At 44.2% G+C, this 13,713-nt stretch carries 16 protein-coding genes and 1 pseudogene; 16 read left to right on the forward strand and 1 reads right to left on the reverse strand.

What is annotated here, in order from left to right:
* The first annotated feature begins 351 nt into the window (after positions 1-351).
* The 14 genes and pseudogenes from AC3WU2_RS02800 to murG all read left to right on the forward strand — a co-directional run bounded on the left by AC3WU2_RS02800 (position 352) and on the right by murG (position 11,854).
* Positions 352-1,341: pseudogene (locus tag AC3WU2_RS02800) on the forward strand (serine hydrolase domain-containing protein).
* Positions 1,342-1,421: 80 nt separating this feature from the next.
* The gene (locus tag AC3WU2_RS02805; protein ID WP_492451070.1) at positions 1,422-3,500 is read left to right on the forward strand and encodes a class I SAM-dependent methyltransferase; all 2,079 of its coding nucleotides are present in this window, start codon (positions 1,422-1,424) and stop codon (positions 3,498-3,500) included.
* Positions 3,501-3,590: 90 nt separating this feature from the next.
* Positions 3,591-4,304, forward strand: a complete 714-nt coding sequence (gene thyX, locus AC3WU2_RS02810; protein WP_492452165.1) for an FAD-dependent thymidylate synthase — start codon at positions 3,591-3,593, stop codon at positions 4,302-4,304.
* 18 nt (positions 4,305-4,322) lie between these two features.
* On the forward strand, positions 4,323-5,204 hold the full coding sequence (locus AC3WU2_RS02815) for a class I SAM-dependent methyltransferase (protein WP_492451073.1): 882 nt from the start codon (positions 4,323-4,325) through the stop codon (positions 5,202-5,204).
* Positions 5,201-5,728: a GNAT family N-acetyltransferase gene (locus tag AC3WU2_RS02820; protein ID WP_492451075.1), complete on the forward strand. Its 528-nt coding sequence runs from the start codon at positions 5,201-5,203 to the stop codon at positions 5,726-5,728. The genes AC3WU2_RS02815 and AC3WU2_RS02820 overlap by 4 nt, the downstream gene beginning before the upstream one ends.
* Positions 5,729-5,873: 145 nt before the next feature.
* The gene (locus AC3WU2_RS02825) at positions 5,874-6,458 is read left to right on the forward strand and encodes a GNAT family N-acetyltransferase (RefSeq protein WP_492451077.1); all 585 of its coding nucleotides are present in this window, start codon (positions 5,874-5,876) and stop codon (positions 6,456-6,458) included.
* Complete coding sequence (locus AC3WU2_RS02830) at positions 6,451-6,906, forward strand: GNAT family N-acetyltransferase (RefSeq protein ID WP_492451080.1); 456 nt, start codon at positions 6,451-6,453, stop codon at positions 6,904-6,906. Before AC3WU2_RS02825 ends, AC3WU2_RS02830 begins: the two co-directional genes overlap by 8 nt.
* Positions 6,903-7,289, forward strand: a complete 387-nt coding sequence (locus AC3WU2_RS02835) for a hypothetical protein (protein WP_492451082.1) — start codon at positions 6,903-6,905, stop codon at positions 7,287-7,289. Before AC3WU2_RS02830 ends, AC3WU2_RS02835 begins: the two co-directional genes overlap by 4 nt.
* 20 nt (positions 7,290-7,309) lie before the next feature.
* On the forward strand, positions 7,310-7,717 hold the full coding sequence (locus AC3WU2_RS02840) for a prephenate dehydratase domain-containing protein (protein ID WP_492451084.1): 408 nt from the start codon (positions 7,310-7,312) through the stop codon (positions 7,715-7,717).
* Positions 7,675-8,133: a prephenate dehydratase gene (locus AC3WU2_RS02845; protein WP_492451086.1), complete on the forward strand. Its 459-nt coding sequence runs from the start codon at positions 7,675-7,677 to the stop codon at positions 8,131-8,133. The genes AC3WU2_RS02840 and AC3WU2_RS02845 overlap by 43 nt, the downstream gene beginning before the upstream one ends.
* 308 nt (positions 8,134-8,441) lie before the next feature.
* Positions 8,442-8,996 carry a hypothetical protein gene (locus tag AC3WU2_RS02850; protein WP_492451088.1) on the forward strand — a complete coding sequence of 185 codons (555 nt, stop codon included), beginning with the start codon at positions 8,442-8,444 and terminating at the stop codon, positions 8,994-8,996.
* A 68-nt stretch (positions 8,997-9,064) separates the two neighbouring features.
* Positions 9,065-10,039, forward strand: coding sequence for a S66 family peptidase (locus AC3WU2_RS02855; protein WP_492451090.1), 975 nt, complete (start codon positions 9,065-9,067; stop codon positions 10,037-10,039).
* Positions 10,040-10,113: 74 nt separating this feature from the next.
* A complete protein-coding gene (locus tag AC3WU2_RS02860; protein WP_492451092.1) occupies positions 10,114-10,620 on the forward strand; it encodes a DinB family protein in 507 nt (168 codons plus the stop codon).
* Between the two features lie 160 nt (positions 10,621-10,780).
* Positions 10,781-11,854, forward strand: coding sequence for an undecaprenyldiphospho-muramoylpentapeptide beta-N-acetylglucosaminyltransferase (gene murG / locus AC3WU2_RS02865; protein ID WP_492451094.1), 1,074 nt, complete (start codon positions 10,781-10,783; stop codon positions 11,852-11,854).
* 69 nt (positions 11,855-11,923) lie between these two features.
* On the opposite strand, the gene AC3WU2_RS02870 is transcribed toward murG, so the two are convergent.
* Positions 11,924-12,175, reverse strand: a complete 252-nt coding sequence (locus AC3WU2_RS02870; RefSeq protein ID WP_492451096.1) for a hypothetical protein — start codon at positions 12,173-12,175, stop codon at positions 11,924-11,926.
* 108 nt (positions 12,176-12,283) lie between these two features.
* On the opposite strand from AC3WU2_RS02870, the gene AC3WU2_RS02875 reads away from it, so the two are divergent.
* Both AC3WU2_RS02875 and AC3WU2_RS02880 read left to right on the forward strand, forming a co-directional pair.
* Positions 12,284-13,126, forward strand: a complete 843-nt coding sequence (locus tag AC3WU2_RS02875; RefSeq protein ID WP_492451099.1) for an aminoglycoside phosphotransferase family protein — start codon at positions 12,284-12,286, stop codon at positions 13,124-13,126.
* On the forward strand, positions 13,123-13,653 hold the full coding sequence (locus tag AC3WU2_RS02880) for an MmcQ/YjbR family DNA-binding protein (protein ID WP_492451101.1): 531 nt from the start codon (positions 13,123-13,125) through the stop codon (positions 13,651-13,653). The genes AC3WU2_RS02875 and AC3WU2_RS02880 overlap by 4 nt, the downstream gene beginning before the upstream one ends.
* The last annotated feature ends 60 nt before the right edge of the window (positions 13,654-13,713 follow it).

Here is a 13,713-nt window from a genome sequence, read left to right on the forward strand (position 1 = left end):
AGATCCCGATTTATATTAATAAGCTTAGTTTATTAGTAGCTATGCTCCGAAAGTATAGGCCATAGTATGTAATAAGACGAAGATTTTTATCTATTCTAAAAAGTCAGTTGGATTGTAGTGACCTAGATGCTAGCGGGAACTATCTATGGAAATCGACTCACTTTTCGGAGTAGGTCCAATCAAGTTACCGGAGGGACATCCATAGTAGCAGGAACTACAGCAGTCGCGGCTGCCTACTCGGATTCTGTTGCGACACTTGCTACTACGAACTTGGCGAAGTCTTCTTCGTATATGTTTAGTAGTGAGCTTTAAACTAATCGTATGTGTAATGAAGCGAAGGAGTTGATAGGAATGCATTTAGAATCACAACTTCATGATTACTTTTCCTCGAAGGCATCGAACTTAGAATTTAGTGAATCGGTATTCATTGCTAGTAAAGGTAGGATCATCATCAATGCAGGGTATGGGCTAGCGAATCGAGAACATGGCGTTCCGAATACACCGAATACGAAATTTAGGATTGGCTCCATTACGAAACAGTTCACGGCAATGTGTGTCCTCATGCTAGAACACCAGGGTAAGCTAAGTCTTGAAGATCCTCTTTCTACATATATACCATCGTTCCCGCATGCATCGTAAATCACCTTGCATCACTTGCTAACTCACACTTCAGGGGTTCCTAATATAACCCAAATCTCTAACTTCCAAGAATTCATGAAGCATCCCGCTCCTCCTGACAAAATTATAGAAATGTTGAAGGATCTACCTTTAGATTTTATGCCAGGGAGTCAGTTCTTGTATAATAATTCTGGGTATATCATACTGGCCCATTTGATCCAAGAGATTTCAGAGCAGACTTATGGTGAGTTTTTGAGGAAAAGTATTTTTGCACCGCTAGGTATGGAAGACACTGGGTGTGACAACCATCATGAAATAATCCTCCATCGGGCATCTGGTTATGAATACAGGGATGGGCTCATTAATGCGGAATATATTGACATGACGCTTCCTACAGGTGGAGGCAACCTCTATTCAACATCTGAAGACCTGTATAAATGGGATCAGGCACTATACGAGGAGTCACTCGCCCCTCAGAACGTTATAACTCGCATGTTTACGCCCTATTGGTCCAATTATGGTTATGGTTGGTTTATTGACACTGGAAGTGAGTCTAGCAGAAGGGTGTACCATGGTGGTGGCATTGTAGGTTTTAAGAGTGAAATTAGTCGGTTTATTGACGACAAATTGACAATGATATTCCTTAACAATCTGGCGACAACCGATGTAGGTCAGATTAGTGCTGACGTTAGGAGATTTCTGACGAATAAAGAGTTTATTTGAGCGATTGTCAACGAGGGGTAAAGGATTATCACGATTTCGTAGAATTACAACAGGAAAGCATTTAGGAGGATCACATCACGATGTTGAAATCACTTCAGGCGATCATGGATTATCGTCAAGGAAATAAAGAAAATTATCAGATTGGTTCGCATTGGCTGCATTATTTAGTGTCGGCCGAGGAGCGAGTCGTCAATATGGAGCGAATTCAATCCTTACAAGAGCTTGTTCATGCAAACCCGGTATTGGATTACGTAGAGAGAAGTTTGCGGCTGCTGGATTCGATGTCGCTCTCCTTTTGGATAAGGGAAATATTGGAAGATGTTCTGTGCTGGGCAGAGGTGGCAAAAGGCGGTACGCTTCGTGATCGCATCCAGTGGCGAGAACGAGGGATCAATTGTTATGTACATAATAGTGGGTCAGCGGAGCTGTATCTGGACCATGCGGAAGATCGGTTAAGCGCGCGAACATCAGTCATTCATCGGTTGATTGAAGCGCACGGTCTTATAGGACAGCAAATTCGTGGTGAGGTCCCTGCCACAGAAAGCGTTATTTTATCGGACATGGTTACAGAGCAGTGGATCACTTCATTAGAGCTTGAGAGCCTCTTGATTGCACTGAATTATTGCGTAATTGGAGCGGTATCTCTTGAGCTATGGCAGTCTGTTCAATCTGAAGTAGAAGAGCGAATCCAATATATTGCGCGCCATACGACGTTTCCTAACGAGTCGACCAAGGAGCGTATTCGCAGGTTGCGTGCTTCTTCGATTCGACGCGGTGAAGATTTTAATACGGATTATGATATGCTCGAGCGTATGTATTCACTGGGAGAACGATTAGTGCCGCTGGATTCGGTCACGATGTGGTATGTTGAGGCAGCATTGCAGCATTTTTCATTAGAGCAGTTTTTGAAGATCATAACGATCATCTTGCAGCAAAAGTCTCAGAACGATCCGTTGAAGCACATCAGCTTCGAGCATGTTATGAATACGATGTATTACGACTATAAAGGCACGAAGAAAATCAACGTCTACAAACAGCGGATTATCGAAAAATATTTAAGCGAGTTAACCTGGGACGTGATCGAATCTGGAGCTATGGCACAGCTTAATCCTCATTTGACGTATCGTGTAGAACGGATCAGCCACATCCTAGATACGGTATTCTTCCAATTCGAGTTCTCTCCTGCCGCTGAGAAGTTGATTGATTTCTGCGTTGAAGCGGAGAAATCTCCCTTGTATGAGCAGGCCGTATTGATGTTATTTGATTTGTTCGACCTGCGTAGAGACGCCTATGATCGGTTCCATAACGAAGAAGAATACCTTGCTGATATGAACCAAACCGCAGACTACAAGAAGATTATTCTCGACTATATTGTAGGTGCAAATGTTCTAGATATCGGACCAGGCGGGGGTGTACTGCTGGATCTCATCGAGGAGCGAATGCCCGATATCACACCGATAGGGATCGATATTTCGACGAACGTCGTTGAAGCATTGAACCGCAAGAAGCAATTAGAAGGCCGACGTTGGGAAGTTATGCAAGGAGATGCACTGAACTTGAAGGATTATGTTCAGGCAGGCGGCGTGGACACCGTTATTTTCTCATCCATCCTTCATGAGCTGTATTCTTATATCCCATATCAAGGGCGGAAGTTTAACCTGGATACCATTGCTGCTGCGCTAAAGAGTGCATTCGATGTGCTGGCTACTGGAGGTCGCATTATTATTCGAGATGGGATTATGACACATCCGGTGGAGCAGCAGCGTAAGATTAGATTCCTACAACCAGACGGGATTCAGTGGCTTGAACGGTATTGCAAAGATTTTGCCGGAAGGTCCATTACAGTGGAGAAGTTAAGCGACAACGAAGTGGTGATGGCAGTGAATGATACGATGGAATTCCTCTATACCTATACATGGGGTGAAGAAGCCTATATTCACGAGGTCCAAGAGCAGTTTGGCTATTTCACGCTGCCTGATTACATGGAATTCATTCATGCTACCTTAGGGGCTGAGGCGAACATCCTTACGAGTCAAGCCTATCTTCAAGCAGGGTATAGCGAAGCACTTCAGGATAAAATTCAGATGATGGATCTAGCGGGACGAGAAGTGCCTTTACCGGATAGTACTTGTTTTATTGTGATTGAGAGGCAAACATAAGAGGAATGAACTGGGATTTTGTTGATACATTGTCATAGCAATTATTTGGGAAATTCAGTAAAATGATAGAATCTGAATTAGGGGGGCTGCATCTTGTCATTAATCGAAGTGTTAGATAAAGGCTATGTAAGGCTTGTAAACCATATGGGATCCGATTTATCGGTCGTGAATGCGGCACGTGTATCGTATGCCAAGGAATCCAATGAACTAAATGATAAGGACATTAGACTCATTAAATTCCTAGCACGAGAAGGTCATACATCGCCATTCAGGCATGTGATTTTGCAATACGAGATTTATGCGCCCTTAATGGTTGCTAGACAGTGGTGGAAATATGTGATTGGTTCGGCACATGCGGAAGGTACGGGAGATAGTCTTGAAGCATGGAATGAATCAAGTCGTAGATATATTACAGAGGAGCCGACCTTCTATATTCCAGGTTCAGATCAATGGCGCAGCAAACCAGAGAATTCCAAACAAGGAAGCGGCGAGGTATTAAGTAGTGAGATCGGTACGATGCTTACTCAAGAATTACTAGAATACATCGAACTTGGTGTTCAAAAATATGAATCGGCCATTGAGAATGGTGTGTGTGCGGAACAAGCTAGGTTGTTTCTACCCTCCTATGGCATGTATGTGAGATGGTACTGGACGGCTTCACTACAATCGGTATGTCACTTCTTGAACCAGAGACTTGAACATGATGCGCAACAAGAGATTCAAGATTATGCCAAAGCCATTCTAGAATTAAGTAAGCCATTGTATCCTGTATCCATTCTTGAGTTGATTGAGAAATCCGAATAGGAAAGTAGAGGCTAGTTCATGTCAGAATATTATTGGGATCAGCAAATCGAATATTTACAGAACACGCGATGGCTCTATTACAATGATGACTATTTGAATTTTCTTGTGAGAGATGTATGGAAGATCGATAGCCCCGTGAATCTCGTGGATTTCGGTTGTGGGTTCGGTTATCTTGGGCTGAAGCTGCTCCCTTTATTACCGAAAGGCTCGAGTTACACGGGATTGGAAAAAGGCACGGAATTGATTCAACGAGCTAGAGAGATTTTTGCTGACCTCCCTTTTCCAGTGGAATTCATCCCATGTGACATAGAGACGATACATATGGAGTCGAGGTATGATATTGCCCTGAGCCATGCTTTTCTATTACATATGACGGATTCGAAGAAAATCCTTCAGAAGATGATCAATAGCGTACGTGATCAAGGTCGTGTCATCTGTTTTGAACCCCATTGGATCGCGAACGCATCGAATTATGCGTTAGATGGTGTCGATCAATCTAACGTGATGCGACTTGGTGAGCTTCAGAAATTGTATGAACTAGATGCGAGGCGAACCGGGAAAAACGGTAATATCGGTATGCTGCTGCCTATCTTGTTCAGTCAGTTGGGGCTAAAAGACGTGGATTGCAGGGTAAGCGATAGAGTAAATTTCCTTGATCAAAATATGGACGGAGTGAAGAAGGACGCGTTGTATCGTTCTCTTCGAGATGAAGGCCTAGGGCAAATCCCAGGTGACATGGAGGAAACAATCCAACATTTGATCAAGCGGGGGTTATCTCACGTAGAAGCGAGAGAACAGGTTGAGGCTGAGCGGCGATTCGCCGCGGCTTTTTCAGAACAATCCTGGTTAACTTATGCACCTAATATGAAAATAACATTCGGAACGAGGTATTGTAATTGATTAATTATCAGGTGTTGAACGAAGATCACGTTCATCAACTCAAAGAAATCGATCGCTCGGAAGAGATCAATCTGACCTATGAGATGCAAGAAGGGCAATTAACGGAGATTCCAGCAGGTCATGAATGCCCGAATTGGGATTCAGATGTCCTAGATGAGATTCAGGAACGATTTGTGTACGAGATTCGCCATGGCGGGATGGCACTCGGAGCATTCGATGAAGACGTGTTAGTCGGGTTCGGTGTACTAGCGCATCAATTCCGAGGAGACTTGAAGGATCAGCTCCAGATCGATTTGATGTATGTATCAAGGAACTATCGAAGACAAGGGATTGGTACGCGTATTTTGAACGAATTAAGTGATGAAGCGAGAAGACGAGGTGCGAAGGCGCTGTATATTTCTTCAACAGAGACAGAATCAGCGGTATCCTTCTATAGTAGTCAAGGCGGCCAACTCACTGAAACCGTGGACCCAGAGCTGTTTAGTAAAGAGCCATTGGATATCCATATGACGAAGAAACTATAACGTAGAATCAACTCGTGGTTGATTATGATAGAGAGCTGTTCCTAGCCTTGGTCGCTGGGTGCAGCTTTTTATCTATCCTAATTCAGGATAGATAAAAACCGTCTTATTTGGTAAGATGTGTAATAAAATGCAGGGGGTGCTCCTGATGAAACCACCGATTCTACTTGATTTCCCGAGTCAATTTGAGACTGAACGTCTATTGATTCGACTGCCTTTACCTGGTGATGGGCGAGTGGTCTATGAAGCCATCACAGCATCTATCGAAGATTTGAAGCCTTGGCTTGCTTTTGCTCACAACGAACAGTCGGAAGACCGTTCAGAGGCGATTATACGCGAAGGGCATGCGAAATTTTTGCAGCGAGAAGATCTGAGGTTGCTTATTTTTCATAAAGATACACTTGAATTCATCGGTTCTTCTGGATTGCACAATGTGAACTGGAACATACCCAAGTTCGAGATTGGTTACTGGATCGATTCTCGTCATGCAGGCAAAGGCTATATGACCGAAGCGGTGCAAGGGATTGCATCATTCGCATTTGAGACGTTGAAGGCGCGACGCGTCGAAATTCGATGTGATCGATTGAATGTGAGAAGCCGAGCGGTCGCGGAGAGGGCGGCTTTCGAGCTCGAGGGGATTTTACGGAATAATAACCTCTCTCAAGATGGTCAAGAGCTAAGAGATATGCTTATATTTTCCAAAATACAGATTGGGGAGAAGACGAATGACTGACATGCAGATAGAGAATGTGCAAATGACAACAGAGTCCGAGGAAGCAGATTACAAGTTCGTCTGTGATCAGTTGTATAACTACAATGTGCGTGCTACGAACGGGTTACTGAAGAAACCGGGGCAGGATATTAATTTATTTTTGAAGGATAGTACCGGGGCTGTTGTGGGCGGATTGTTCTGTGAGACGTGGTCCTATGGACTGTATCTTGATGTGTTCTGGATTGATGAGAAGTATCGGCATCAGGGTTATGGGGAGCAGATAATACAGGAAGCGGAGCGAAGAGGGAAAGAGCTTGGCTGTGTGTTTGCGCATACATGCACATTCACCTATCAAACGCCGGACTTTTATCAGAAAATGGGATATGAGGTTTTTGGCGTGAACGATGAATACCCGGATGGGATTAAGCAGTTCTTTTTGAAGAAGAAACTGACAAGGGATCTTCCATGATGAAATCACCCGGAGGTTCTATTTATCCTTATCCCTATAAGGGCGGTGAGATTCATTGTCTGAAGTATGGGAGCAAATATACGGATGAGGCAGCCTTATTCGAGTTGATGAAACAGGAAGAAGCGTTCATTCTACAGATGAATCGTAAGCTGAAAATTTGGGTTGATCTGTACCATACTTCCTTTACGGCGGAGGTTCTGCAAGAGCTTGTGATGCATCTGAAGAATTTGGAGGATCGTATTGTGAAAATCTCATTTGTAGGTTTATCCGGGTTCAATCGGTGGAAGCTGAAGCGACAAATGAAGCGATCTGGCATTCAACTGCAAATATCTTTCTATGCAGATCCGGAGGAAGCGAAAACTTGGTTAGTGGTTGAGAATTGAGGAAAAGGAAGGAATAATCGATGAAAGTTGCTTATCTTGGACCGCAAGGTACCTTTTCGGAAGAGGCGGCTAACCGGTATTTTGGCGGAGAGAATGCACAGTTTGTTCGATGTGACTCCATTCCAGAAGTAATTGAAGCCGTTGGAGAACATCGGGTCGATAAAGGTATTGCACCCTTGGAAAATATGATGGAAGGCACGATCAACATGACAATCGATAGCCTGCTCTCTTACAAGGATGTGCATATTGAAGGAGAATACTTGTTACCTGTTTCTCTGCATCTTCTCGCGAATGAATATACTGAACGATCCTCTATTCAAGAAGTGTGGTCCATACCGCCGATTTTCACACAAAGTCGTCAATATATTCGAAATTTAGGAGCGAAATGCGTCAATTACGATACTCCGCCTCAGCGGCTTTGCAGGTGAAGCGAAGTGGTCGGAAGGATGTTGCGGCGATTGGACCAGCGCTGCTGGCTGATTTGCATGGTCTCCAAATTTTAGAATCGAATATTGAAGATCACCCCGATAACGAGACACGGTTTATCGTTGTAAGCAGAGAGGAGATAACCGGGCTGCAGCGCAAGAAGACGATGTTCGTCATTACACCAAACGAAGAGTATCCCGGCGTCCTTTCGGCTATTTTGAACATATTAAGTGCACTTTCTATAAATCTATCTTGGATTGAATCGCGACCTACAGCAAGGAAGTTGGGTACATATCGGTTTATATTGGAGTCGGATAGCGATTGCAGTTTCGAGACGCTGAACAAAGCGATCACGATATTAACCACACTTGGTCATGAGATAAGAGTGCTAGGGAGATATGATTCGAGGCAATCGTGAGAACCTACAGGAGGTCTGAAAATGAGGATTTTCGATTAACAGGTTCTCGGGTAAAGGAGCGTACTAAAAAAGGAGTGAGCCGATGGAAATCATTACGATCATTTTATTCTTAGGATTTTTCTTCGTGATTGGGTATTTACGGGCGATCTGGCAGGAGTTAAGAGTCATCAGATCCAAACAAGAATAGGTGAGGAGCATGTCTTGAGGGATATGCATTTAAAAAGTATCTGCTCCATGTGCAGCAGGCTATTATACTATTTTATTGCGGCTTAGTAGAAATATAAGATAAGTATTATTGGGGGATATACATGTCGAACTTCAGTACGGACAAATCAGTACATAACGTGATGGAACAATCTTATGATCGTCCACTTGGCGTAAGTCTATTAGCGGTCATTCTCATGATTGGGGGAATTACAACCCTCGTTATGCAGATCATGGCGTGGAATACATTAAACGATGCCTCGACGATGTTTGGTGTATCGAGTCACTTTCTTCAAGGCGCCATTGCGTTCTTAGGTCTTCTCGGTTGTGCTGCAGCCGTGGGGCTGTGGATCGGTAAATCATGGGGGTGGTGGCTGGCGCTGTTGTATTTCGCTTATGCAGTAACACGGAACATGACCGTCATTCTCTCCATCTCCAATCTAGCGGATCAATTTAATGTATCGGGGCAAGAGACCGGAAGCTATTATCTGAAGTTTGGCGTTCGAATGCTATGGAATGGCTGCCTGATGTATTATTTGTGTCGTGGAGAGATGGTTCTATCCTATTTACAAACGGAGCGGACGAACAAATGGAAGGCGTTAGGTATTGTATTTGTGATTAGTATTGTCCCTTTTGTTGTGGTAGCCTTTACTTCATAGCGAAGGTTATTCATCATACATAAACATATATTCATTGTCAGTACAAAGCGACAAGACAGGAGAAGCCTATGAGAGCACGTAAATTACAACCAGGAGATGAGATTCGTGTTATTTCTCCTTCTCGAAGTATGGCGATGATCGCAGAGGATCAACGGGAGCTGGGGAAGCAGAGACTTGAAGCATTAGGTTTTACCGTTACATTCGGACAACATTATCTGGAAGTCGATGATTTTGTGTCATCTTCGATCAAGGCAAGGATTGAAGATTTGCATCAAGCTTTCCTCGACCCGAAGGTAGCGGGTATTCTAACAACGATTGGTGGCTATAACACTAACCAGCTGCTCAGTGACATCGATTTCTCGATTATCCAATCGAACCCGAAACGGCTGTGCGGATATTCAGATATTACGGCGCTAGGCAATGCGATTTATGCGAAGACAGGATTAATCACCTATTCCGGACCACATTTCTCGACGTTCGGGATGCTGCATGGATTGGAGTACACGACAGATTATTTTCGGAAAATGATGTTGGAGGACGAGACGATCTCGATCCTTCATTCAGATACTTGGAGTGACGACGCATGGTATCTTGATCAAGAGAAACGGCATTTTATACCGAATGAAGGTCCATATGTGATTCAAGCGGGAGAGGCCGAAGGAACGATAATCGGTGGAAATCTATGCACATTGAATCTACTGCAAGGCACAGCCTATATGCCGAGCTTAGCAAATTCAATTCTATTCATCGAAGACGATCTGGAATCTTCACCACAGACCTTCGATCGGGATCTGCAATCTCTCATTCATCAGTCGGGATTTGAAGGGGTGCAGGCCATTGTTATCGGAAGATTCCAGCAGGCCTCCAGAATGACGCAAGATTTATTGCGCCAGATCATAACATCTAAAAAAGCATTGTCGCATCTTCCGGTTATTGCAGACGTGAACTTCGGGCATACCACGCCGCAGATCACGTTCCCGATTGGCGGGCGTGCGCGCATTCATGCGAGTCATGGGAAGGTAGAACTGATCATTTCAGAGTGAGCAGACCCTTCTGTACCGATATTATTAAGTGAACGTTGACCGATGATCCTGATCGAAATGAGGCGATTCCCATATTGAACGACGCATGGAGCGAATTCAAAACGATCTCGAAGCACCGCATGGTCCATCATTATTTACCGAAGCTCGAGATCAGTCTACGCGCACTAAATCAGGATATGATCTGGCATAAAGAATCGCAGCAAATGAACAGCATTGGCGGTATCGTGCTGCATATCACGGAGCATGTCACGAGAAATACAACAAGGTTAGTACAACCAGATGCAGTGTTTACCAAAGGGATCGAGAATTCATTTCCCGATCTGAATATGACCCAAGATCAGCTGATCCATCACCTAACGGAGGTATTTACAGCCTTTGAAAAAGCAATCAACACAGTGGATATAATCGATATGTATTCTATATATCATCTCGTTGAGCATACAGGATATCATCTGGGCCAAATTGTTGATCGTGCACAGCGGATAACAGGCGTACAGTTCCAATTCGTCCAGAATGGTATCCATGAATCCGCATTGATGCAAGCTATTGAACGAGAATACAATGATAAGAAGGCAGAATAGCAATGGACAGATTTACTGAACTGCTATCTTCCTTCGAAGTTATTAGCGGCACATCTCTCAGCGAATACGCATACTTCGATTACAGCTGATGAAGTCGATCAGTCCCTGCAAGAGAGTTATACGAAGCGGTTATATTAATGACATCTGGGGTGATCGCGAGATGACACAACATAAGCGGATACTATTCACAGGCGGCGGATCTGCCGGACATGTGACCGTGAACTTGGCCTTGATTCCAAAGCTGCAAGCACAGGGCTGGGATATTCAATATATGGGTTCTAAGCAAGGCATTGAATCACAACTGATTCATAACCTTCCGAATGTGAAGTATCATGGCATTTCGACAGGCAAGCTACGCCGCTATATGGCACTTGAGAATTTCAAAGATCCTTTCCGTGTCATTCAGGGGGTCTATGAGGCTTATCGTCTTATTCGCAACATGAGGCCAGATATCGTATTCTCCAAGGGCGGATTCGTCTCCGTTCCGGTCGTACTTGGCGCTTGGCTCAATAAAGTCCCAGTTATTATTCATGAGTCAGATATGACACCGGGTCTTGCGAACAAAATTGCGCTTCCATTTGCGAATAAGATTTGTCTTACGTTTCCAGAGACTCTAGATCATATACGGAGTGCTAAAGCAATTCATGTTGGGGCGGTCATCCGCGATGAGATTCTACAGGGAAATGCGGAGCGAGGCCGGACACGAGTTCTTTTTGACAAGAAATTGCCTGTCCTGCTGATTATGGGTGGAAGTCTAGGTGCGCGTAAAATTAATGAAGCCGTGCGTAAGAATATCCGTAAACTAACGAAGATATTTCAAATCGTGCATATCTGTGGAAAAGGTCAAGTGGACGCCGCAGCGGAGCATCCGAGATACTTGCAGTTCGAATATATGCATGAAGACCTTGCAGACGTACTTGCCATGACGGATATTGTCATTACCAGAGCAGGCTCTAACTCCATCTTCGAATTTCTAGCACTTGGTAAGCCAATGCTGCTCATTCCACTGCCGCGGACCTCGAGTAGGGGTGATCAGATTCTAAATGCAGAGTCGTTCAAGCGTGCGGGTTATGGCGAGCTACTTATGGAAGAAGATCTGACAGACGCTAATTTTTTGACCAAAGTGATGACGCTGTATGATCGAAGGGAAGTGATTGCAGGAAATATGCGAGCATACAAGAGAAATGAAGCTGTGAATCGCGTGTTGGAGCTGATCGGGCAATTCTCGAAATAATGTCCGTTTACTAAATAACAAGTCCTCCTCGATGATCGCATTGAGGAGGACTTTGTGTTGAGTGGACTACTAGAAGAAGAATCTTCGTCTCTCACTGATAAGTACTATCGCAAGCAAGTCAAAGAGTACGAGAGGAATAATGAATGGGAAGAAGGAGATGTGTACCTTTTTGTCACGATCGCGTTGATCCATTTGGAGGTAGACTTTATTACCGCTAACTTTCACAATTTTACCTTGATATGTCATCCCTTGTTTTGTTGTGACTTGAACGTATCTATTCATATATTGTAAGCTTTTTTGATAATTACTCGACATATTCATATGGGTGCCCCTTTCATAAACTGATGATACTCTAGTATATGAAGGTATTGCAGGAAGGGTGTGGGTCGTCCCTGAAAATATATATTCTTGAAAAAGAGGCAACAGAACATGCAGATAGAAGAAATCATGCTCGAACTACGAGAACAAGGGGTTATTGCCCCTCATATCAATACTTGGAAAGCGCTTAGCGGAGGGACGGTGAGTACGGTCTATGCGCTAATCTCAGACGGTGAACCTACGCTTGTGGTCAAAATCAATGACCCGAAGACAGTCCGGTTTGAGTCTTCTTATCTAAGAGCCCACGAAGGCAATCCGCTATTCGCCCGGGTGGTCTATATTGATGCAGATTATCGATATTTTGTCTATACCTATCAACCCGGTGAGACGGAATATCCGAGGGATCGGAAAGCTGAAACTCTTCAGACATTAGTCAGTGAGGTGATCAATCGATCAATACCTATGGTAGACTCGAGCGATTTTGGTTATGCGGATGAGCCTTCGGCATCATGGAAGGAATTCTTAATTCTTCGATATCAATGGGCACAAGTGACAATTGATACACGTTTATCCAACGCTGACCATAAGCTCGCTCAGCAGCTTATTCACTCGACCCAAGATCAAGCATTACAATATTTGCTGCACGGTGACTGTGGGGTACATAATTTTCTGTTCCAGCAGGGTCAGTTGACGGGTGTGATTGATCCCATTCCAACGATAGGTGAACCTTTGTATGACCTAATCTATGCCTACTGTTCCTCACCGAATCAATTGGATACAGAAACCATTCAGCAAGCAGTAGGTCGGATGGAACCGAAGTTTACCATCGGTCGAGATCTGTCTCGTGAGGTATTAATCGGGCTGTATTACCGAATCGCGACTTGCATCTTACACCACCCACAAGATTTCGAGACATATATGGAGGCGTGGGAATATTGGAAGAAACGAAGATGAATAAGTCACAAAGTGTTGCCACGTATGATAAAATGGAGCAACAAATACTTGATATGGCAGATCATTTCACGCAAGGCTGCCTAAGGTTGGATACTAACATGAAAGTAGGAGGAGGTGCATCGTTTATGGGATATGATAATCAGCAGCTTACATCGGAACATGCGGTCCAAACGCTCCAGCACGTCCGGAGCATTTGCAGCGTTTTTCCATCGGTAGAGGAGCATATCGATGGGTTCGGGCACACCTCCCTTCGTGTGAAGGACAAGCCTTTCATCATTATGGGGGAAGATAAGGAAGGTGTTTCGCTTTCGATTCGGACAAGTCAATCGACACAAGAGATTTTACTCAGTCAAGTGGACAGCCTGTTTTTCAAAACACCCTACATTGGTCAGCATGGATGGGTGACGCAGCAGATAGAGCCTCCCACGGATTGGGATGAAATTGAAGATTTGATTCGAGAAGCTTATTTGCGGACGGCACCGAAGAAGTTGGCTGCACTGGTGCAGGACCCTGCAAGGGACCGATAGACAAGAAAGAAGCCCAGGATAACCTGAGCTTCTTTCTCGTAGCAATCTATATAAATGTTG

Source organism: Paenibacillus sp. EB106-05-06-XG162 (assembly GCF_058791655.1).

Excerpts from the sequence above, each read along its gene's own strand:
- AC3WU2_RS02805 (WP_492451070.1), top strand. The coding sequence starts at position 1,422 with ATGTTGAAATCACTTCAGGCGATCATGGATTATCGTCAAGGAAATAAA.
- AC3WU2_RS02815 (WP_492451073.1), top strand. The coding sequence starts at position 4,323 with ATGTCAGAATATTATTGGGATCAGCAAATCGAATATTTACAGAACACG.
- AC3WU2_RS02825 (WP_492451077.1), top strand. The coding sequence starts at position 5,874 with ATGAAACCACCGATTCTACTTGATTTCCCGAGTCAATTTGAGACTGAA.
- AC3WU2_RS02830 (WP_492451080.1), top strand. The coding sequence starts at position 6,451 with ATGACTGACATGCAGATAGAGAATGTGCAAATGACAACAGAGTCCGAG.
- AC3WU2_RS02835 (WP_492451082.1), top strand. The coding sequence starts at position 6,903 with ATGATGAAATCACCCGGAGGTTCTATTTATCCTTATCCCTATAAGGGC.
- AC3WU2_RS02840 (WP_492451084.1), top strand. The coding sequence starts at position 7,310 with ATGAAAGTTGCTTATCTTGGACCGCAAGGTACCTTTTCGGAAGAGGCG.
- AC3WU2_RS02845 (WP_492451086.1), top strand. The coding sequence starts at position 7,675 with ATGCGTCAATTACGATACTCCGCCTCAGCGGCTTTGCAGGTGAAGCGA.
- AC3WU2_RS02850 (WP_492451088.1), top strand. The coding sequence starts at position 8,442 with ATGTCGAACTTCAGTACGGACAAATCAGTACATAACGTGATGGAACAA.
- AC3WU2_RS02855 (WP_492451090.1), top strand. The coding sequence starts at position 9,065 with ATGAGAGCACGTAAATTACAACCAGGAGATGAGATTCGTGTTATTTCT.
- murG (WP_492451094.1), top strand. The coding sequence starts at position 10,781 with ATGACACAACATAAGCGGATACTATTCACAGGCGGCGGATCTGCCGGA.
- AC3WU2_RS02870 (WP_492451096.1), bottom strand. The coding sequence starts at position 12,175 with ATGAATATGTCGAGTAATTATCAAAAAAGCTTACAATATATGAATAGA.
- AC3WU2_RS02875 (WP_492451099.1), top strand. The coding sequence starts at position 12,284 with ATGCAGATAGAAGAAATCATGCTCGAACTACGAGAACAAGGGGTTATT.
- AC3WU2_RS02880 (WP_492451101.1), top strand. The coding sequence starts at position 13,123 with ATGAATAAGTCACAAAGTGTTGCCACGTATGATAAAATGGAGCAACAA.